The 19,748-nt window shown below is 59.6% G+C and carries 21 protein-coding genes; 4 read left to right on the top strand and 17 right to left on the bottom strand.

Going from position 1 to position 19,748, the window contains the following annotated elements:
* Window position 1: 1 nt before the first annotated feature.
* The 14 genes from ACOYQJ_RS09520 to ACOYQJ_RS09455 all read right to left on the bottom strand — a co-directional run bounded on the left by ACOYQJ_RS09520 (window position 2) and on the right by ACOYQJ_RS09455 (window position 13,721).
* Window positions 2-697 (bottom strand): RraA family protein, encoded by a 696-nt coding sequence (locus tag ACOYQJ_RS09520; RefSeq protein ID WP_422905790.1) that lies wholly within the window; start codon window positions 695-697, stop codon window positions 2-4.
* Complete coding sequence (locus tag ACOYQJ_RS09515; protein WP_422905789.1) at window positions 690-1,391, bottom strand: alpha/beta fold hydrolase; 702 nt, start codon at window positions 1,389-1,391, stop codon at window positions 690-692. The genes ACOYQJ_RS09520 and ACOYQJ_RS09515 overlap by 8 nt, the downstream gene beginning before the upstream one ends.
* Window positions 1,388-2,509, bottom strand: a complete 1,122-nt coding sequence (locus tag ACOYQJ_RS09510; protein WP_422905788.1) for a cobalamin-independent methionine synthase II family protein — start codon at window positions 2,507-2,509, stop codon at window positions 1,388-1,390. The genes ACOYQJ_RS09515 and ACOYQJ_RS09510 overlap by 4 nt, the downstream gene beginning before the upstream one ends.
* Window positions 2,510-2,679: 170 nt before the next feature.
* Window positions 2,680-3,645 (bottom strand): cupin domain-containing protein, encoded by a 966-nt coding sequence (locus tag ACOYQJ_RS09505; protein ID WP_422905787.1) that lies wholly within the window; start codon window positions 3,643-3,645, stop codon window positions 2,680-2,682.
* Window positions 3,646-3,802: 157 nt separating this feature from the next.
* Window positions 3,803-4,783 carry a nuclear transport factor 2 family protein gene (locus ACOYQJ_RS09500; RefSeq protein ID WP_422905786.1) on the bottom strand — a complete coding sequence of 327 codons (981 nt, stop codon included), beginning with the start codon at window positions 4,781-4,783 and terminating at the stop codon, window positions 3,803-3,805.
* Window positions 4,780-5,802: a nuclear transport factor 2 family protein gene (locus ACOYQJ_RS09495; protein ID WP_422905785.1), complete on the bottom strand. Its 1,023-nt coding sequence runs from the start codon at window positions 5,800-5,802 to the stop codon at window positions 4,780-4,782. The genes ACOYQJ_RS09500 and ACOYQJ_RS09495 overlap by 4 nt, the downstream gene beginning before the upstream one ends.
* On the bottom strand, window positions 5,803-6,819 hold the full coding sequence (locus tag ACOYQJ_RS09490; RefSeq protein WP_422905784.1) for a LacI family DNA-binding transcriptional regulator: 1,017 nt from the start codon (window positions 6,817-6,819) through the stop codon (window positions 5,803-5,805). It abuts the gene before it with no gap.
* Entirely contained in the window at window positions 6,819-7,574 is a 756-nt protein-coding gene (locus ACOYQJ_RS09485) for an SDR family NAD(P)-dependent oxidoreductase (protein WP_422905783.1), read from the bottom strand. The genes ACOYQJ_RS09490 and ACOYQJ_RS09485 overlap by 1 nt, the downstream gene beginning before the upstream one ends.
* A complete protein-coding gene (gene hisD, locus ACOYQJ_RS09480) occupies window positions 7,571-8,902 on the bottom strand; it encodes a histidinol dehydrogenase (protein ID WP_422905782.1) in 1,332 nt (443 codons plus the stop codon). Before hisD ends, ACOYQJ_RS09485 begins: the two co-directional genes overlap by 4 nt.
* A complete protein-coding gene (locus ACOYQJ_RS09475; RefSeq protein WP_422905781.1) occupies window positions 8,899-9,396 on the bottom strand; it encodes an ester cyclase in 498 nt (165 codons plus the stop codon). Before ACOYQJ_RS09475 ends, hisD begins: the two co-directional genes overlap by 4 nt.
* Window positions 9,393-10,448: an ABC transporter ATP-binding protein gene (locus tag ACOYQJ_RS09470; RefSeq protein ID WP_422905780.1), complete on the bottom strand. Its 1,056-nt coding sequence runs from the start codon at window positions 10,446-10,448 to the stop codon at window positions 9,393-9,395. The genes ACOYQJ_RS09475 and ACOYQJ_RS09470 overlap by 4 nt, the downstream gene beginning before the upstream one ends.
* 12 nt (window positions 10,449-10,460) lie before the next feature.
* Window positions 10,461-11,342: a carbohydrate ABC transporter permease gene (locus ACOYQJ_RS09465; protein ID WP_422905779.1), complete on the bottom strand. Its 882-nt coding sequence runs from the start codon at window positions 11,340-11,342 to the stop codon at window positions 10,461-10,463.
* A 13-nt stretch (window positions 11,343-11,355) separates the two neighbouring features.
* Complete coding sequence (locus ACOYQJ_RS09460) at window positions 11,356-12,384, bottom strand: carbohydrate ABC transporter permease (protein WP_422905778.1); 1,029 nt, start codon at window positions 12,382-12,384, stop codon at window positions 11,356-11,358.
* Between the two features lie 98 nt (window positions 12,385-12,482).
* A complete protein-coding gene (locus ACOYQJ_RS09455) occupies window positions 12,483-13,721 on the bottom strand; it encodes an ABC transporter substrate-binding protein (protein WP_422905777.1) in 1,239 nt (412 codons plus the stop codon).
* 230 nt (window positions 13,722-13,951) lie between these two features.
* On the opposite strand from ACOYQJ_RS09455, the gene ACOYQJ_RS09450 reads away from it, so the two are divergent.
* Together ACOYQJ_RS09450 and ACOYQJ_RS09445 are read left to right on the top strand one after the other, a co-directional pair.
* Complete coding sequence (locus ACOYQJ_RS09450; RefSeq protein WP_422905776.1) at window positions 13,952-15,028, top strand: nuclear transport factor 2 family protein; 1,077 nt, start codon at window positions 13,952-13,954, stop codon at window positions 15,026-15,028.
* Between the two features lie 64 nt (window positions 15,029-15,092).
* The gene (locus ACOYQJ_RS09445; RefSeq protein ID WP_422905775.1) at window positions 15,093-16,277 is read left to right on the top strand and encodes a nuclear transport factor 2 family protein; all 1,185 of its coding nucleotides are present in this window, start codon (window positions 15,093-15,095) and stop codon (window positions 16,275-16,277) included.
* A 169-nt stretch (window positions 16,278-16,446) separates the two neighbouring features.
* Here ACOYQJ_RS09445 and ACOYQJ_RS09440 read toward each other — a convergent pair whose 3' ends face one another.
* Both ACOYQJ_RS09440 and ACOYQJ_RS09435 read right to left on the bottom strand, forming a co-directional pair.
* Window positions 16,447-17,634, bottom strand: a complete 1,188-nt coding sequence (locus tag ACOYQJ_RS09440) for an NnrS family protein (RefSeq protein ID WP_422905774.1) — start codon at window positions 17,632-17,634, stop codon at window positions 16,447-16,449.
* A 79-nt stretch (window positions 17,635-17,713) separates the two neighbouring features.
* Window positions 17,714-18,139, bottom strand: a complete 426-nt coding sequence (locus ACOYQJ_RS09435) for a pseudoazurin (RefSeq protein WP_422905773.1) — start codon at window positions 18,137-18,139, stop codon at window positions 17,714-17,716.
* 100 nt (window positions 18,140-18,239) lie between these two features.
* Here ACOYQJ_RS09435 and ACOYQJ_RS09430 point away from each other — a divergent pair, with 100 nt between their 5' ends.
* Window positions 18,240-18,935 carry a Crp/Fnr family transcriptional regulator gene (locus ACOYQJ_RS09430; RefSeq protein WP_422905982.1) on the top strand — a complete coding sequence of 232 codons (696 nt, stop codon included), beginning with the start codon at window positions 18,240-18,242 and terminating at the stop codon, window positions 18,933-18,935.
* Here the strand turns inward: ACOYQJ_RS09430 and ACOYQJ_RS09425 are convergent.
* Entirely contained in the window at window positions 18,932-19,156 is a 225-nt protein-coding gene (locus tag ACOYQJ_RS09425) for a DUF1858 domain-containing protein (RefSeq protein ID WP_422905772.1), read from the bottom strand. The two genes, ACOYQJ_RS09430 and ACOYQJ_RS09425, sit on opposite strands and share 4 nt — an antisense overlap.
* A gap of 127 nt (window positions 19,157-19,283) precedes the next feature.
* Between ACOYQJ_RS09425 and ACOYQJ_RS09420 the strand changes: the two genes are divergently transcribed.
* On the top strand, window positions 19,284-19,736 hold the full coding sequence (locus ACOYQJ_RS09420; RefSeq protein ID WP_422905771.1) for a c-type cytochrome: 453 nt from the start codon (window positions 19,284-19,286) through the stop codon (window positions 19,734-19,736).
* Window positions 19,737-19,748 lie beyond the last annotated feature (12 nt).

Raw genomic sequence — 19,748 nt, 5'->3', positions numbered from 1 at the left:
GTCAGGTCCGGGCTTTTTCGAACGCAGTCCAAGCGGCCTCGAATTTGTCAAAATCAAAGCCTTTTTCGCGCGCAGGGCCAAGCACGAGATGTTCGGTGCTTTGCATCTTGTCGATTGCCGCGGCGATCTGATCCACGATATCGGCCGGGATCACCAATGCGCCATGCCGGTCCGCATGCACCAGATCGCCGGGTTGCACCGTGAGACCAAAGATCGAGACAGGAGTGTCCAGTTCCGTGACGTGCACAAAGCCGTGGCTCGGACCGACCGAGCCCGCGATCACCGGGAAGTCCGGCGCCAGATCGCCAAGGTCGCGCATCACCCCGTTGGTGAGCGTGCCGGACATGCCGAACCCCTTGTGCACCGTGGTGTTGACCTCTCCCCAGTAGGCGCCGATGCAATTCGGGTAATCCACGTCTTCCACCACGGCAACCGAAGGTTTCGGGCCGTCCGCCATCGCCTTGTAATAGGCCATACGCCGCGCGCGGATCACATCCGCCGGTTCGGTGGGCGGGGCGAGCGCCGAGATTTTCGCGGTCACCGCATAACCTACGACAGCGCCGCCGTCAGGGTCGGAACTGAGCATGGTGCCACGTGTGAAATCGTTGAAGCCGCGTTTGCCTTGCGCCACTTCGATGGCGTTGCAGACCGTGGGCGTATCCACGCTGCGCAAAAGCTTCAATAAGGTGTCATCCATCAGTTCTCTCCAGCCAGGTCGCCAGCGCGGCATTGGTTTCGTCGGGTTGCTCAAGCGTGGGCAGGTGCCCTGCATTTTCAATCAAGCGAAGGGTGCTGCCCGCGATCAGATCATGCATCAACTGATGCCGCGCCACCGGACAAAGCGCGTCATCGCGCCCGCAAAGTACAAGCGCCGGTCCGCTGTAGGCACGCAAGGTGTCTTGTTGGTCGGGACGGTTGGCCAAGGCCCGCGACTGGTTGAGAAAAACCTCTTTTCCCAACCCCAATGCCATCTCCATGCAGAGATCGAGGATCTCGCTCCGCAATGGGCCGTCGGTGAGGTAGTTGGGCTTCATCTCGTCGCGCATCACCTGCGCCAGATGCCCCTCGCGGACCTTGTCCATTTGCGGCACGCGGCGGGCGCGGATCTCTTCCGGCTCTGCCTTGGGATTAGTGTCGAGCAGGGCAAGCGCCGCCACGCGGTCCGGCGCCCGGCGCAGCACTTCCATGGCGACTATGCCACCCATGCTGAGCCCTGCCAGCGCAAAGCGCGGCGGCGCATTTGTCAGGATTTCGATCGCCAGCGCCGCCATCGTATCGTGCGCACCAATAGGGGCGCAGTGCACGGCGCGAGAACCGGAAAAGGCGGCAATCTGCGGAGCGAACAGCCGCGCGTCGCACATCATCCCGGGCAAAAGGACCAGCGGGGTCATGAAGCGCGCTTTGCCCCCTCAGCCAGCGCCGAAAGCTTGGCAAAGGCAATATCAGGATCAACCGCGCCGAAGCCCGCAAAGGTGCCGAAACCGCAGTCGGACCCGGCGATCACCCGATCCGCACCTACGATATCGGTAAAGCGTGCAATGCGCTGCGCCACGAGATCCGGATGTTCGACAAAGTTGGTCGTTGTGTCAACAACACCCGGCACCAGCACCTTGTCTTCGGGAATATCGGCCTTGCGGTCGCGGAAGACACTCCATTCATGGCCGTGACGCGGGTTGGAGGTTTCGAACAACACATAGCGCGACTTGGTCGCCATCAGCGTATCGTACATCTTTGCCATCGGGATGTCGCAGACATGCGGGCCTTCATAATTGCCCCAGCAGATGTGCACGCGGACCTTGTCCTGCGGCACGTCCTGCAAGGCATGGTTCAGCGCCTCTACGTGGCTTGCCGCGACTTGGACGAACTCGTCGTCGGACAGGTCGTTGAACAGCATGTGCCGCGACAGGGCGAGGTCGGGACAATCGAGTTGCAGGTCAAGACCAGAGGCGACGATGGTCTCGTATTCCGCCTTCATCGCGTCGGCCAGCGCGGCAAGATAGGCCTCGCGCGTCTTGTAGAAATCATTTTGAAGAAAGAGCGATATCACACCGGGCGATGCCGCATTCATGAAGCCACGATCGACGCCATGCGCCTTCATCGCCGCCTTGAGATTGGCAATGTCCTTTTCCAGTTCGCCCTGCCCCTTGGACTTGACCTCGCCCACGCACATCGGCCGGGCATATTGCGGCGTGCCGCCATCCTCGGCAATGCGCTTGAGAAACGAGGGGAAAAGTTTCAAGTCGGCAGGCGCGTTGCGCGGGCTGTCACCGTCGAAGCCGGTGTAGCGATCCTTGACATAGGTCGCATAGCTGATCTTCGATGTTTCGCCATCCGAGACGATGTCGATGCCCGCATTGGCCTGTTTTTTCACCGTCTCGTTCACCGCCTCGGTCATGGCGGCGTCAAATGCGGCAGCCTCGTAATCCTGGCCATTCTCGCGTGCAAAAATGAAGTCCACGACCTTCTGGCTGCGTGGCAACGATCCGACATGGGTGGTCTTTACTGGCATATCCTATTTCTCCTTTCCGGCCATCAGCAGGCTGTGGCTGTTTCATTCCGGGACTTCGGCCAATAGACCAACCCGATGCCTCAATGAGCGCGCGCTCCCCTCGCCCGTGACAGGTAAAGACTGCGGCCCCGTTGACCGCCTGAATGGCTACCGGATCGGCGGCCTTCACCTTAGCCCCGCCAAGTCTGACCGGCGGGATCTCCGGTGGCGATGACATGATAGAGTGCCGCCTCTCCCGTCATCGACGGCACCGCGGAATGCGCGAGGTTTTCGGGCACGCTCATTGTGTCGCCGGGCGCCAAGGTGGCGCTGCCGCCGTCCCACTCAACGCGCCAGTGGCCCTTGACCGGCATCAGGACCGAAGGCTTATCGTGCTCGTGCACTTCTGCGCGCGCATTGGCGCGGGTGAGAAAATCTACCTCGAAGCCGGGCTTGTCACGGATGATGCCGGTCACTCCGATCACCTTGACCGGGCCCTCGTTTGCCAGCGCCACCATGTCGAGATAACGGCGCACAAAGCCGCCGACCACCTCTTTCGCTGAGGGACAATCGACCTTGGCCAGCTCTTCCTTGGTCAGGAGCGGCATGGGTCCGACGCCTTTCGGCAGACTCTGACCCTTCTTGCTGTCATATAGCTTGCCGTTGTCGCCCAGGATCAGCCCATGCGCCTTGGCATCCTCGATCACATGCGGGGCCCAGATCACGCCGCCGCCGGCATCATCGCCGCCAAGGATTGCCATGATCATCCCGTAGTCGGTGCCGACATTCTCGAACCCGCGAAAGATGTTGGTCGGGATGTTGAAGATGTCGCCTTCTTCAAGGATCACCTCACCCGCATCGCCCTTTTCGCCCCAGAAAAAGCGCCAGCGTCCTGAAAGTACGAAAAACACTTCGGCGGTGCGATGGTTGTGCATCGAGTTGCGGCACTTCGGCGGCTGACCGGCGGCACCGATGTTGAATCCGTGCGGAATTGTAATGTGCACGTGCTGATCGGGGGATTCCGAGACCCCGCCACCGATGATGGTAAAGTTCTCCTTCTGGTCGCTGCCCGGGGTATGGGCGTCAATAAAGGCGGTCTTGCAAGGGTGCAAGTCGCCGTAGCGGACGATGCGGGTTTCCATGTCTTGCGGAGTCATGATGGCGTTCCTAGGTTTGCCGGGCCTCGCGTGCCGCGGCGGGTTGAACAAATTGCTTCGAATTTGCTCGCACACCCGGGTGGGTGATTGTTGAGCCGCCGGGCGCGACGACTGGCCAGATAGCCGTGCAAAACATCCATCCATCGCGCGTGAGAGATCATGACGCCCGGCCCTCGTGAAGCAGGATTTGCTTCCAGATCGCAACCTCGTCGATGATGGTGAATTCCCGGCGCAGGCCCCATTGGCCCCATTCGGCGTGGGTGGCCCCCATCACATGCACCTCGGCCCCGGTGGGCGCGCCGAAAAAGCCGTGACCGGAATGCCTGCCGGTAAGAGACCAGCGCACCGCCGCGCGGTTGGCTGTACCCGGGTCGGCGCGGCCAATCTGGTGGTGGATTTCAAACTTGGCGTTGGGGAAGGAAGAGCGCAGCCGCATCCAGTCAGTTTCCGCGAAGTCGTAGGACCAGCCGCCGCGTGCGCCCCAGTGCTCGGTGCGCACCGCGCGATCGTATTCCTGTCGGACTACGGTGAAATCCTTGTCCATCATCCGGGTCAGGATATCCGCCAGCCGCGCCCCCCATTCGCTGTCATTGCCGCGCCCGGTATATGGTCCTTGCACGTCGTCACCGGGCTGAAAAGGGCGTTGGCATTTGTCCGGCCCGCCCTCCATCTCGATCTGGTAACGGGCATAATCCGCAGGGTCCCATCCCAGCTGCCGGGCAATGCCGCCGACATCACGGATCAACCATTCATCGTCGATGACATCGGCCCTGGCGGCGCAATCGGCGATCACCCGGATGGCAAAGCTCTTGCCCGTGGGCGGACCAAAGGCGCCGTGGCCGGTGTGGGTGCCCATCGTCACGATGCGGTGCGAAGACAGGTAACGGCCCTCTTCCGGCCCTTCGGACCAGATCACATCCTCACCCAGAAGCTGCCGGTCGGGAAATTCGGCCAGCGTGGCCATTGTGCCGTCGATCACGCCCGCATTGCCCGTCAGCAATCCCGAAGGGAAGCGCATGGGAATGTCCCTGCCATAATACCGATGCAGCTTGGCCAGCCCGCGATCTTCCCAGATCTCCTTGGTGATCTTCAGGATGTAATCAGGCAGGTCTCGAAAATTGTCGGAAAACCCCTTCATTCGTGATCTCCGGTTTGCAGGAGGATCTGTTTCCAGATCGCGGTTTCGTCAATCAAGGTGAATTCGCGGCGCACTGTCGGCTGACCCCACTGGCCCGCGCCCCCGAAAGGGCCGAAATCGCAATGGCTGATCCCCATGACATAGATATCCGCACCGGTCGGTTGCCCGAACCGGCCCCAGCCCGAGTGTCTGCCGTGAAGGCTCCAACGCACCGCGGCACGGGGTGGCATCAGGGGGTCGTCGCGACCCACCACATGCTCGATCTTGAAATCGGCCGTCGGAAAGGCGGCGCGCAGCCCCATCCAGAACCGATCGGCATCGCCCCAACCAAGACCGTCCTGACCGCCGGGGTAGTGCAGTTCCACCGCACGGTCATATGCGCGTGGGATAACGTCCATGTTGGCGGCCATGATGGAACCGAGCACGTCGGCATAGCGCTGGCCCCATTCATTGTCGTTTCCGGGCCGGTCATAGGGGCCGGCCACGTCATTTGCGGGGGTCATCGGCTTCACGCATTGCTCCGGCCCGCCCTCGCGAGTGATCAGTTCGCGGGTCCAGTCGACTTGGTCAAAGCCCATCTGAGTCACAATGGCGGATTGGTCGCGCACCAGCCATTCGTCATAGACCGCGCCATCTCGGATCGCACAATCGGCCAAAATGCGATAAGTCACCCGGCGTCCCGTCGGTGCGCCATACACGCCGGGATGGCTGTGCGTCGCGGTACAGATCAGCCGGTGCGACGACAGGAAGGCATCGGATGTATCCGTGGCACCTTGTTCGTCCTCGCACCAGATCACATCCTCACCCAGAAGCTCTCGGTCGGGAAATTCCGCCAGCGTGGCCATGGTGGCGGCGATGACATTGGAATTTTCCCTCACCACCGAGGCGGGCGAGCGGACGATCAGCCCCGGCGCATAAAGATGCCGCAAAGCACCAATCTCGCGGTCCTCCCAAATCTGCTTGGTGATACCGATGATGTAATGCGGCACATCGCACCACTTCGGGTCAAATCCCCGCATTCAGGTGTCTCCAGTGTTCTTGGTCGATCCGCGCACCTTCAACTCGCCATCGAGTTTTATGCGCTCGGGTGGGGCCGCACTGTCGTCGATACGGCGCAGAAGGATGTCCACGGTATGCGCCACCAGTCGGTTGATGGGCTGGCGATAGCTTGTCAGGTCATAGGCGGGCCAGGCGGCGATAGGCACATCGTCAAATCCGGCCACGGCCACGTCTTCGGGGATGCGCAGGCCCAGCTTGGACCGGATCACATCCATCGTGGCAAAGGCCATGTGATCGTTGCAGACGAACACCGCTTCGGGAAAGTCGCGCCCGGCAAACATCTCCAGTGCGGCTGCGCGGGTGCGGTCGTATTCGAAGTTGCCCAGTTCGCGCGCCCCAAGCGACAATCCGGCTTCCTCCAATCCGGCAATAAAGCCCGCCTCGCGATCCCTTTGGGTCGAGGCTTCTTCGAGCCCTGCGATATAGCCGATCTTCTGGTGACCCGCGGCCGCGAAATGCGCGGCAATCTCGCGTCCGCCGAGGTAGTTGTTGGTGGTCACCGAGGACATACCGGGATCGTCCTGTTCGCGGTTGAACAGTACCACCGGGATACCGTGGTCATGGCAGCGCCGCGCCAGCACAGAAGACATGGAGACCGAAGCCAGAACGATGCCATCCACCTGATAATCCAGAATTTCGCGCATCACGTCCTGCACGTCACCCACCGTCGGCGAGGACATGAAGACCAGCACATGATAACCCTTGTTCTGAAGCGCAACCGACAGGCGCTCTACCACTTCCGGGTAAAACTGGTTTTCCAGGTAGGCGACAACCAGACCGATGATGCGCGACCGCCCGGTGATCATCGCGCGCGCCAGAACATTGGGCCGATAACCCAGTTCCTCGGAGGCGCGCTCGACCTTTTCGCGGGTCGCCTTGGACACGCTGGCGCCGGGAGTGAAAACCCGGCTCACTGCCGATTGGCTCACCCCGGCGCGCCGCGCCACCTGTATCGATGTTACACGTTCACCTGCCATCAATCCGCCGTCCAACCTCCGTCAATCAACAACGACGTACCGGTTACCAGAGCCGAGGCATCGGAAGCCAGATAAAGCACGGCCCCCATGATGTCTTCCACCTCGCCGACGCGGCCAAGTTTTATCTTTTCCGCGATCCATGCTGCGCGCTCAGGGTTGTTGAAGGTTTGTTCAGTCAGCGGCGTGCGGATGAAGGTCGGGCAAATTGAATTGACCCGGATCTGCGCTTTGCCCCATTCAATGGCCATCGACTTGATCATGCCTTCAAGCCCATGTTTCGAAGCGCAGTACACGGCTCTGTCAATTCCGCCGACATGGCCCATTTGACTGCTGATATGAATGATCGACCCGCCCCTATCGGACATGGATTTCGCTGCCGCGACGGAAAGGAAATAGGCGGCGCGCAGGTTGACGCCCATGACCACGTCAAAATCCTCGGGTGTGGTCTCAAGTGCCGGGCTGTGGCGGGCCAGACCGGCCGAGTTGACCACGACATCAAGGCTTACGCCTGCCAGCGCTTTGCGCATGGCCTCCAGATCACTGATGTCAATCGCCAGTGCTTCAGCCGACCAGCCCTCGACCTGCATCGCATCCACCGTCTCGTTCAAACGATCCAGACCGCGCGCCGCGCAGATCACATGCGCGCCCGCCTCGGCCAGCGCCACGGCGCAGGCCTGACCGATGCCCGAAGACGCGCCGGTCACCAGCGCGCGTTTGCCATCAAGGCGCAGGGAAGGTGTACGCGGCAACTTCACTCCGCCGCCTCCGGCAGGCGCGCCGCCCCGCCATAGGGCACGTTCACACCGCCATAGCGGCGCACCCGCACGTTGCATTGCTCGGCATGGCCAACAAAGCCTTCGAGCAGGCAAAGCCGCGACCCATAGGCGCCGATGCGCGCCGCGGCCTCATCGGATGTGATCTTTTGATAGCTGTGGGTTTTCAAGTACTTGCCCACCCAGAGCCCGCCGGTATAACGCCCGGCCTTTTTGGTCGGCAGCGTATGGTTGGTGCCGATTACCTTATCGCCATTGGCCACGTTCGTCCGTGGCCCAAGGAACAACGCGCCATAGCAGGTCATGTTCTCCAGAAACCAGTCATCGCGGTCGGTCATCACCTGCACATGTTCCGATGCGATGTCATCCGCCACTTCGAGCATTTCCTCGTATGTGTCACAAACGATGACTTCGCCATAGACATCCCAGCTGACCTTGGCGGTGTCGGCAGTGGGCAGGATGCCCAAAAGGCGGTCAATCTCGGACAGGGTTGCCTTGGCCAGTTTCTCGGAATTGGTCAGCAACACGCAGGGACTGTTATATCCGTGCTCTGCCTGACCCAAAAGGTCGGTGGCGCAGAGTTCCGCATCAGCAGCACTTTCGTCGGCGATCACCATGGTCTCGGTCGGGCCTGCGAACAGGTCGATGCCGACGCGGCCGAAAAGCTGGCGCTTGGCCTCGGCCACGAAGGCATTGCCGGGACCCACAAGCAGATGCACCGGTGCAATGCTCTGGGTGCCGATGGCCATGGCCCCGACCGCCTGAATACCACCCAGCACATAGATCTCGTCCGCACCGCCAAGATGCATCGCCGCAATCACGCCGGGGTTCGGCTCGCCGTTGAAGGGGGGCGTGCAAGCCACGATGCGCGGCACACCCGCTACCTTGGCCGTGGCGACTGACATGTGCGCGCTGGCAACCATCGGAAACTTGCCGCCTGGCACATAGCAGCCTACGGACTGAACAGGGATATTCTTGTGGCCAAGAATCACGCCGGGCAGCGTTTCAATCTCGATGTCGAGCATTGAGTCGCGCTGCGCTTGGGCAAAGTTTTTCACCTGCGCCTGTGCGAACTTTATGTCCTCCAGATCCTGCGGACTGACCTTGGCGATGATCGCCTCGATCTCATCGGTGCTGAGGCGATAGCTTTCACGGTCGTAGTGATCGAATTTTACCGCCAGTTCGCGCACCGCCTCGTCGCCGCGCAGCTCGATTTCCTTGAGTGTAGAGGCCACCACAGCGGCAGTCTTGGCGTCGTCTTCGGCGCGATCGGCTTCGGCTCTGCCACGCTTGAGGTAGGTGATGGTCATGTTTGGTCCTCTTTTGCATTTAGGGGCGTGAGCTTGCCGTCATCGAGGTGCTCCCAGCCCTGTCCGTCAAAAACATCGCAGCCCAGTTGGGCCAGAACGGCGGGAAAGTCGACCGATACCCAGTTGTCAGCAATGCGCCCATCCACCACTTTCCAGAAATCCATATAGGGGATCTTCACCCGCTTGCCGGTGGCGGCAATCCCCATGAATTCGCCCGAATGGGTAGCCTCGATATGGCCAAAACACGACGCCCATTCTCCTTCGCAGATAAAGCGATCGGTCTTGTAGTCGCGTTCCGTGAACGCGGCGCGCAAAGGCAACTGCCAGTTGCGGCGAAAGGCATCGAGGCCAATTTTCGTGCCGCACCCCTGATTGCCCATCCAGCGGAAATCCTCATGGAAATGCGCCGCCATGTCATTGGAATTTGCGCCAAGCGCCTTTTCCATCCGAAGTATGACCTGACGCGTTGCCTCGGCTTTCTCTTCGGCGGTCATTCGCGTTCGATCCTTTCTCCGCTGGCGGTATCAAACAGGTGGCAGATCTCGGCCGGTATGCGGGCATGAACCATATCCCCGATCTCGGCCCGGTATTCCTTGTTGGTCTTGATCGAAACCAGCGCCCCACCAAGCCGCCAGGTGATCATTGATGCCTCGCCCAGAAGCTCGATCGAGTACATCGGCGCCGCGATCTGGCCAGAGCCTTCGACGATCTCCGCATCCTCGGCGCGAAAACCCAGCGTGATATTGCCGGAGGGTCCAGTTGGCAGACCCTCGACTCGGATGCCCTCGCCTTCGAATATCCCGTCTTCCAGTTTGCCCTCGACCAGGTTCATCGCCGGAGAGCCGATGAAGCTGGCAACAAACGTATTGGCCGGGTTGTCGTAGATGTCGGTGGGCGTTCCGACCTGCTGGATCTTGCCCTTGTTCATGACAACAACGCGATCAGCCAGCGTCATGGCTTCGATCTGGTCGTGGGTCACATAGACAGTTGTGGTCTTCAGCTTGGATTGCAGATTCTTGATTTGCGCCCGCGTGCTTACGCGCAGCTTGGCATCAAGGTTCGACAACGGCTCGTCCATCAGAAAGACCGTGGGCTTGCGCACGATGGCACGCCCCAGCGCCACGCGCTGACGCTGCCCCCCCGAAAGCTCGGCCGGGCGACGATCCATGAAATCACCCAACTCCACCATTTCGATGGCCTTCATGACCATCTCGTGATGCTTCTCTTTCGGTACTTTGCGCACCCGAAGCGGGAAGCGGATGTTCTCATAGACACTGAGATTCGGGTAAAGCCCATAGGACTGGAACACCATCGAGATGTCCCGGTCCTTCGGCTCCAGCTTGTTTACCACCCGGTCGCCCAGCCATATTTCACCATCAGTCACATCCTCCAACCCGGCGATCATCCGCATGGTGGTGGATTTCCCGCAGCCCGACGGCCCCAGCAGGACGAGGAATTCCTGATCCGCGATGTCGAGGTCGAAATTGTCGACGCCAACAAAGGAGCCCCAGCGTTTATTGACGTTCTTGAGTTGCAGTCTGGCCATGATGAAAGCCCCTTATCCCTTGACGGCGCCAGCGGTCAGGCCGCTTACGATTTGGCGTTGGAAGAACAGAATGAGCACGAAAAGCGGCACGATGGCCGAGACCACGGCGGCGACGGCATACATCACCTTGCCCTCTTCCTGGGTCGAGCCCAGGAACGAGTTGATCTTGGGGATCATCGTCGCGTTTTCCTGCGTGAGCAGCATCGAGGTGACGGTGAAATCGTTGTAGGCCAGCAGAAAGCTGAACAAACCAGTCGTAACCACCCCCGGCCACATCACCGGGATGATTGCCAGCCGAAAGGCTTGGAACCTTGTGCAGCCGTCGACCATAGCGGCCTCGTCCAGATCCTTCGGAATCGACAGGAAAAAGCTGTGCAGCATCCACAGCGTGAAAGGCTGGTTGATTGCCACCAGAACGATGATCGTTGTCGGCAAATAACCCCATATGTTGAGCTGAAAGAACGGCAACAGGTAGCCCGAAACCAGCGTCACATGTGGCATGGCACGAAAAACCAGCGCCGCCATCAGCAGCCAGAAGGTATATTTGAAGCCCGAACGCGCCAGCGCGTAGCCGCCGAGCGTTCCCAATGTCAGCGAAATAACCACGGTAAAGAACACGACGATCCCGGTGTTGACCACCGCGCGCCAGAATTCCTGTTCGATCCATGCTCCCTCATAGCCAGCGCCAGTGAAGGAACTGCCATGCTGCCGCAGCGTCACCGGCCCAGTGATCGCATTCATCCAGTCGGCACGAGAGAAAAAGTCCCCCTCCACCTTGAAGGAGCCCCACATCGTCCAAAGGAAAGGAAAGGCAGCAACCACGAGCCAGAACAACACGAAGACTGTGGAAATGGCCACCAGCGACGGTGGTTTCTTGTTAGCGATACTCGACATACTGTTGCCTCCCTCAGGTCTTGCGGTTGAATTCGCGCCAATTGCGGCGCAGCACAGGCAAAAGCAGAATGATGACGCCCAGGATGGTCAGCATCGAGGTCGCCGCGGCAGAGCCGAAGAGCGGCGATTCAGCCGCACGCAGATCGTTGTAGATCAAGTAGCTGAGCGAGGTTGCGCTGGCGGCGGCAGAGAAACCGATGATCGGCTCGAAGATTCGGAAATTGTCCATCAACTGCATCAGCGCGACGAAGGTCGCCAGCGGCATCAGATAGGGAATGATCACAAAGCGCACCCGCTCCCAGCGACTCGCTCCATCAACCATGGCCGATTCCATCGTATCCTGCGGCACCGTCTGCAACCCCGCATAAAACACCACAAACGCAAAGGGCGCGGAGTGCCAGACGCCATAAACGAACAGCGTTATCCAAGTCAGCGTCGGCGAAGCTTTGAGCGACAGCGAGGGATCGCCGAACAAGGTCTGAAGCCCTGCCCCGATGATACCGCGGCTGTCGATCATCCAGAACAGGACCAGCGAACCCACCAGCGGTGTGACCAGCATCGGCAGCAGCGAGAAGAAGATCACCGGCCCCTTGAGCAGCCTGGGGATAGAGTTGACTACCACCGCGATGACAAAGCCCAAGATGATCACCAGCGGTGTCACGATGAAGGTATAGGCCAGCGTGAAGATCAGCGCCTTGTAGAACGGCAGGTTCATGATCCTGTTTCGGATTTCCCCGAAGTTTTCGCTGGTGGCGAAAATCTCGCCAATCTCATCAAATGCGAGGTGGCTCGCGTTGGTATAGGTGCCTGTCCCGTTAAAACGCCCTGCAGGTTGCTCTTCGCGCAGTTCCTGCATCGCTTCGAAATCAACACTGACTTCCATATTGCAACCGAAAGGCCCGCAGCTCTCAGCCTCGATGAGGATTTGTTCGTGTTCGATGAAAAGCGACTGGTACCCCACCGATACGATCGGCAGCGCGATGAACAGGACCATCGCCAGAAGTGATGGCCAGATAAAGGCCATGAACGTCTTGTGAGGCATGACTTCCCCCTTGTCGCGCCCGACGCGGACACGAAGCAATCCGTTCCAAGAAACGGGGTGAAGGGGGCCGCGCGGCGGCGGCCCCTGTCGGTTTGGACTTAGTTCAGGTAACCGGCTTCGGTGGCGGCGGTAGTATAGGCCGCAGTCACATCTGCCAAAGCTTGCTCGGCGCTTTCATTGCCTTGCAGGAATTCCGCCAGGTTATCGCCAAGTGCAGTGTGCAGCAGACCCATGTAAGGCAGCATCGGATAGGCGCGCGCACCGGCCTTGAGGTCGGCGATCACACCAGAGGCAGCCTTCGTGGGCTCATAACCCTCGATAAGCCAAACAGCTGCATCCATGTTTTCCGCCATCATCTCCTGCGAGACGCCATTCATCATCGCGCGGAACGATGCCTCGGCGTCTTCGTCGGAAATGTTCTTAGCAATAGTGAACCCATCCCACCACAGCGCCGCCGAGGGAATGGATTTACCCCCGATCGTGGGCGCAGCGGCAAAGGCCGTGTTGGCTGCAATTTCTGGTGCCGGGTTGTCGTCGGCAATATAGGCTCCCGCGCGAGATCCCCAAGAAATCGAGAATGCCGCTTCACCGGCCTCCCAAACAGGTTTCTGCGAATTGCTGTTAAATGTAGCCCAGTCCGGGCTCATATAGCCGAGCATCTTCTTCATGTTCTCGAGGACAAGAAGGCCGTCTTCGTTGTCGATCGCCAGCTTGGCGCTGCCCGGCTCGAAGAAATCGTTGCCCGTCGCGAGGTATGTGTTGACGAATTCCGCCGCAATATCCCATCCCGGCTTGAAGTTTGAGGAAATCGGCGTTTCCATCACGCCGGCGTCTCGCAGCTTATCAGCTGCGGCAAACATCTCATCAAAGCTGGTTGGCACCGCAATGCCATTTTCCTTGAGCAGGTCTTCACGATAAAACAGGTGCTGAGCATTGGCCATGAAGGCAATCGCCATAATCTTGCCGTCGACAACGATCTTCTGGCTGTCCTGAAGCTGACCGCCCCATTTCTCCACATATTCATCCAGCGGCCGGATCAGCCCGCCGCTGAGCAGCGGCACAACCGAGTTGGTAGCGACGACGGCCACTGTGTAGCTGGCGGGATCGGTTGTCAGTGCGGGCACCTGGATGTTCTTGTGCTCTTCTGTTTGGTTCTTAGTCACCTCGACGGTATCGGAGGCGCATTTCTCGGCCCAATTTGCCACTGCATGCAGCGCCGAGAAGTCATTTGACAGAATGCGAACCGAGCCGCTTTCAATGCCACAGTCGGCCCAGACACCGCCCGCCGATGCAATCAGCGCGCCGGCGGCAACTGTTGCTTTCACGTGAAAATTCATTCCAATCTCTCCCGTCGTAAAATTGCGCACCGGCCAGCGCCTCTGGCGCCATCCAGTTCTGTTCCCGTTTGCGGCCCCGGCCTCACTCCCGCTTGGGCGGTGCGCTTATCATGGCCAATTGCCCCATGTCGCCCGGCATCTCTCCCGGAACATTGCCCATCGTAGCGCTGCATGAATACGATTGCAATGTTTTCCTTTCGACGTCAATATATTCACAAAAGGAGGTCCCTATGATCGAAGACATCACCGCGCTGAAAACGCGGGTGCACAGCGGTCTGTCCGCACTTTGCGAGGCCGGAGAGGTTGATCTTGGCGCCCAAATGAGTGCGCTCTATCATCCTGAGGTCACGGTGCGCGCCGCCCATCCGATGAACGAAGGCCGGGGCCTGGATTTCCTGGCCGATTCGGTTTGGCGGCCCCTAATGGCCGCGCTCCCGGATCTCGAGCGGCGTGATCTCATCGTTCTGGGCGGACAGTTCGAGGGCCGCGACTACGTGGCCATGATGGGCCATTACTGCGGCACCTTCCGCCGCGATTGGCTGACCATTCCCGCCACCGGCCAACCCGTCTACCTGCGCTATGGCGAGGTGCATGAGATCAGGGATCGCAAGATCGTTCAGACCAATTGCCTCTGGGATGTTCTCGACGTGATCCGCCAATCGGGATTCTGGCCGCTTGCGCCCAGCCTTGGGACCGAAGGCATGTGGCCCGGCCCGATCACCGGCGACGGGCTGCTATTCACCCCGCAGGACCCCGATCAGAGCGCCTCCAGCATTGCACAAACCCTCTCAATGCATGGAGCTTTGGGCGCTTACAACGACTTTGAAGGTGCTGGGCGCGAAGGCCTTCTGAATATGCCACAGAAGGACTATTGGCACCCGAAAATGATGTGGTACGGCCCTTCGGGCATCGGCACCACGCGCGGACTTCAAGGCTTTGTGGATTATCACCAACTGCCGTTCCGACGCGCCTTTCCGGGGCGAAAAGGCGGCGGGCAATGGGATGAGATCGCCGAATTGAAGGCAAGCCACGGCGGCGGCCACTATATCCGCGTGGGTGACGGCGCTTATTCTGTCACTGGCGGCTGGCCCAGCGTCTTTGCCATGCACAACGGCCCTGACTTTCTGGGCGTAGGCGCTACTGGGCGGCCCGTGACGATGCGGGTGATGGATTTCTACCTGCACCATGAGGGGCTGATCCGCGAAAACTGGGTGCCGCTCGATATCCTCGATCTGCTGATGCAGATGGGCGTGGATGTGCTTGGGCGCATGCAGAGCCATTTCCGGCGTGGTCGAATCGAAACCTGACTTGCAAGCGTATGCAATTGGTGGTTCACTGCATTGATTGAAACTCGAACATCAGGACGAACCGATGGCAACGAAGGACCAGCCTGAGAAAGATCAGGCAGCTCACAGCACCCCAACCCCGCAGAGCAACGACACGCAGGCGCGGGTTCTTCAGGCTGAGCGCCGCGATTTTGTGGATCTCGTGCCGGAAGACCGCGAACGGGTGCAGCCCATGAAGGGTTTCGACCCGATCTATACCGACATCGTCGATTACATCATCCGCTGCACGCACCGCATCTGGGACGAGCGCGATGTCGGGTTGATTTACACCCACTACACCCACAACTGCGTGGTCTATAGCGCCTTGGGCACAACCTATACGCGCGAGGAGGTGGTACAAGGGACAATCCAGCGGATGTTCATGTTGCCCGAACGCCGCGGCATGGCAACCCAAGTGATCTGGAACGGCAACGAGGACGACGGCTTTTATACCTCGCACCTGGTCACGGGCACCGGGCGCCACACCCAGCTTGGCATTTATGGCAAGCCCACGGGACGCACATTCGTTGCGCGCACCATCGCCGACTGCATGGTCTATGAAAACATGATCTATCGGGAATGGCTGGTGGTCGACACGATGGCTCAGGTCAAGCAGATCGGCCTCGACCCGCAGGCCTATGCAGAAAACCTGGCCAAAGGCTATTTCGACAAGGGGCTTCTGGCCGTGGACATGGGTGAAAACCGCCGCCTGATCGGCCAATACCCCCCCGAGAGCAAGCCCGACACCGCCATCGCGAACACCGATCTGGAGCGTGAGGTCCTCGAGTGGCTACACGAAATCCACAACAAGCGGATGTTCGGCAAGATCAGGGATGTCTACGCCCCGACGGTTCAGTACCACGGACCGCTGATGAAGGAGCTTTACGGCCACGGCGCAGTAACGCACCAGACAGTCGGGCTCTATTCCTCCTTCCCCGACGGCTTTTACATGCCACAGCACATATGCTCGCAACCGTGCGAGGAAGGCGGCACCAAGGTGGCCGTGCGCTGGCTTATTGAAGGGCATCACCTTGGCTGGGGCGTATTTGAAGAGCTTGGTGCACCTACCGGCAAACGCGTGCAGATAATGGGCATGAGCCATTTCCACATCAAGGACGGTCGGATTGTCGATGAGTGGACGAACTACGATGAGATGTCGGTGCTAATGCAGGTCAAACTGGCACAGATGGCCGACCGCGACAGCGCCGTTCTGGTTGAAGGGGAAGGCTGAAACAGCGGCGGCAGCCTCCGCCCGGGACTGTTGATTTAACCTATCCGACGCGCACGGACACCGGAAGCCTTTCGGGCGCGGCGTGTCAGTAGGAATGTTCGCTTGGTTCCCGAACCAAGATCAGATGTAGCCAAAAACTTGGCGATACCATCCCTTTTGTCATCACGGCCTAGCGCGGTGCTGCACAGCGGACCGTTTTCGGGCCCGCCAGCCATGGAGAGATTCGCCATGCCAGCAAGGCGAATGCGGCGGTCCAAAGCGCGACAGCCAGATTGATGCTTTGCGCACTCATGTCGGGAAACCATTCGGCAATCCCCCGAAATAGTGCGGCGCAAACAAGAAGTGTAAAGGCCAAGATCAGCATGCCGCCAGCCTTCAGATCACGACCTGTATGGCCCATCGTGGCCCGCATCATAACTGCAATTGTCATGCCGCCGATCGCGCCGATGCCCAACAGGTGCGCCCCCATGGCCAAGGTTGTGATCCCGTGCGCGCCCGCTGCCACACCCAGAAAACCGAGCGGAATGAACAGATAGGCGATGTGCAGCATCAGCAGCAACGGCGATGGCCAGGTCCTTACCCCCTGCCACCGCCACAACCGCAAGACTTGCAGGATTGCCGCCAATAAGGACAGCCCGCCGCAGACCATTCCAACCGGTGCCAGCACCCATGCCAGCAACGCGGTGACACTGACCCCGATTGTCGCTCCGTCAAAGCGATTGAAAGCGACAGGCAGTTGGGCCGCATCCCTGCGCGCCAACCAGTTGCGTGTGAAACTCGGGACGATGCGACCGCCGATCAGCAGGATTAAAAACACCAGCAGTGCGATGCCGAGACGTTTGCCGATATCGGCATTGCCCTGCCAGGCGGCCTCAAAATGGAAGGCCAGATTGGAGACCCACAACAGCGTGACCGGCACAAGAACCTTAAGGTTCTTCCAGTTCTTGCCGGCAAAGATCTCGCGCGCGATCATGGCCGCCACCGCCAGTAGAAACGTCTGATCAAGCAAGGCGACGCTGATAGGTCCCAACCCGATCAATCCGGCGACCGCAACACGCCCGACAAGCCAAAGGCCCAGAAGCACGGCCAATGGCCAGCCGCGTGTCGGCAAACGTCCGGTCCAGTTGGGAACGGCTGTGAAAAGAAACCCGGCCACGACCGCTGTGCCATAGCCATAAATCATTTCATGGCTGTGCCAGTCGGTCGGCGAAAATACCCCGGTCAGGGATACCCTGCCCTGCAAGACCAGCCACCAAATTGGAACGACGCACAAACCGAACAGGATCGCCGCCAAAAAGAATGGCCGAAACCCGTAGGAAAAAAGTGCGGGGCCATGAAACTCTGCGCGCTTTGTCATGGATCGTCTCCTGTCGAAAATGCAATCGGGCGGTGCCAAAGACACCGCCCGATCTGGCCTTAAGATGGGCCGCAGGGTGTCATTCGACCATCGCGATCAGGTCGGCCATGCGGGTCTTGGCCTTGCCTTTTTGTTTGACAGCAGCGGCGGCCTCGAGATTGACAGCCTCGCCAACCTGGATCAGTGCGACCATGCCCATACCGTAGTGCGGCGTGCATTTGACGCCGTAGACGCCCTCTTGATCGACAGCCAGTTCGAACTCCTCGTTGAATTTGGTTTTGAACTCTTCGACCCCATCGGGAAGCATGTCGTCGATGCTTTCGACGTTGTGGCCTTTGTCGACGGGGACAAAGTGGATCACGTCGCCAACCGCGGCATGAACATAGGCCGGTTCGAAAACCATTGCGCCCGCCTCGCCTTTGTTGAGCATATGAACCTCGAAGGTTTCTGCGCTTGCGACCCCAGCGGCCATTACCAAAGCGGCGGACATCATCATCTTGAACATCGGAACTTCCTTTCATCGTCGTCCGGTTGTTTTGTCTGGAACCGATATGCGCTATGACACCGATCTGAACGTTGCTCTGAAACAAACTTCCGGGACATTCGTGGCCAAACTTGACGAAAGCCTTTTGACTGGTCTGCCGCCCTTTTGCCGGCTGACGCGACCGGAGATTCGTGAAATCCTCGATCTTGCGTCGTCGCGCCGCTACGATGAAGGCAAAGAGATTTTCAACGAAGGGCATGACGCAGAGCGTTTCTTCTTGTTGCTGGATGGATACCTGAGGGTAGTCCGCAGCACGCCCGGAGGAGATCAGATCATTGTCTTGCACATCTCGCCGGGGCAGTTGTTCGGAATCGCGCCTGCCTTGCAGCGCACCACCTATCCGGCCACGGCCATCGCCGCCGCCGAGTCGCTTGCGCTGTCCTGGCCGACGCGGCTTTGGTCCGAGTTCACAGGCAAATACGACGGCTTCGCCACCGAAAGCTACAAGACGCTTGGCCAGCGTCTCGGACAGATTCAGGAAACTCTGACGGAAATGGCCACACAGGCCGTCGAAAAACGTGTTGCCTGCGCTTTGTTGCGAATGGTGAACCAGAGCGGTCGTAAGGTCGATGACGGAATCGAAATCGCCTTTCCCGTCACCCGGCAGAACATCTCGGACATGACTGGCACAACCTTGCACACGGTCAGCCGCCTTCTGTCGTCATGGGAAAAAGCGGGCATCGTCCGATCGACCCGCAAACATATTGTCGTCACGGCGCCACATGAGTTGGTGCTGCTGGGCGGGCTTCAGGGCTAGTCAGCCTCGCGAGGGTCGTCGCGCGCAGCAATCAGGTCTGCGCGAAATTCGTCTTCGTTCAGATCGTATTCCAGACAAGCGTCCGTGATTGTATGGAACGGCGCGATCGGGCAGCCCGGACAGAGCATGCCTCGATCCATAAAAACCCGCACCAGCCTTGGCCATTCGGAAAACAGCACCGAAAGCGGCAAGTCCGGGTCATCAAAGCCACTGCGTTGCATGGGACTCTCCTTTCAGAGAGGTCAGCATGCGTCGATCTTTCGGTCAGTTCTTTGCGCTTGCGCAACAAGTCGTCGGTCATCGCCCCTTACGACGGGGTCATCCGAAACGAAAGTCGGGAACCGCGACATGTCTGAAATACTCACAAAATCGCGGGCCAGAAACGTGTTCTACGGAGGATCAATTTTCTTCGTCGTCGTGTTTGTGGCCCTGACGGTGCAAAGCCACCGTTACATCGTCAATACCTCTACCGCCGGAATGCCCATCACCGAAGCCGTGAAGCTGGGCAAACACGTGTGGGAGCGCCATTCTTGCATCAACTGTCACACGCTGCATGGCGAAGGGGCCTATTTCGCGCCCGAACTGGGCAACGTCATGACCCGCTGGGGCGTCACGGATGACCCGCAGGGGGCCTACGAGATGCTGGATGGCTGGATGGCCGCGCAACCCTCGGGCATCGAAGGCCGCCGTCAAATGCCCCACTTCGAGATCACCGAGGAAGAGATGAAGGCGCTGGCCGAATTCCTTCGCTGGGCCGATCACACCGATACCCAAAGCTGGCCGCCGACGGACGCGGGCTAAGGAGAAAGATCA

The organism is Pacificoceanicola algae, from assembly GCF_049341065.1.
Lineage (GTDB): Bacteria > Pseudomonadota > Alphaproteobacteria > Rhodobacterales > Rhodobacteraceae > Pacificoceanicola.
This window is presented reverse-complemented; position numbering and strand designations above follow the sequence as displayed.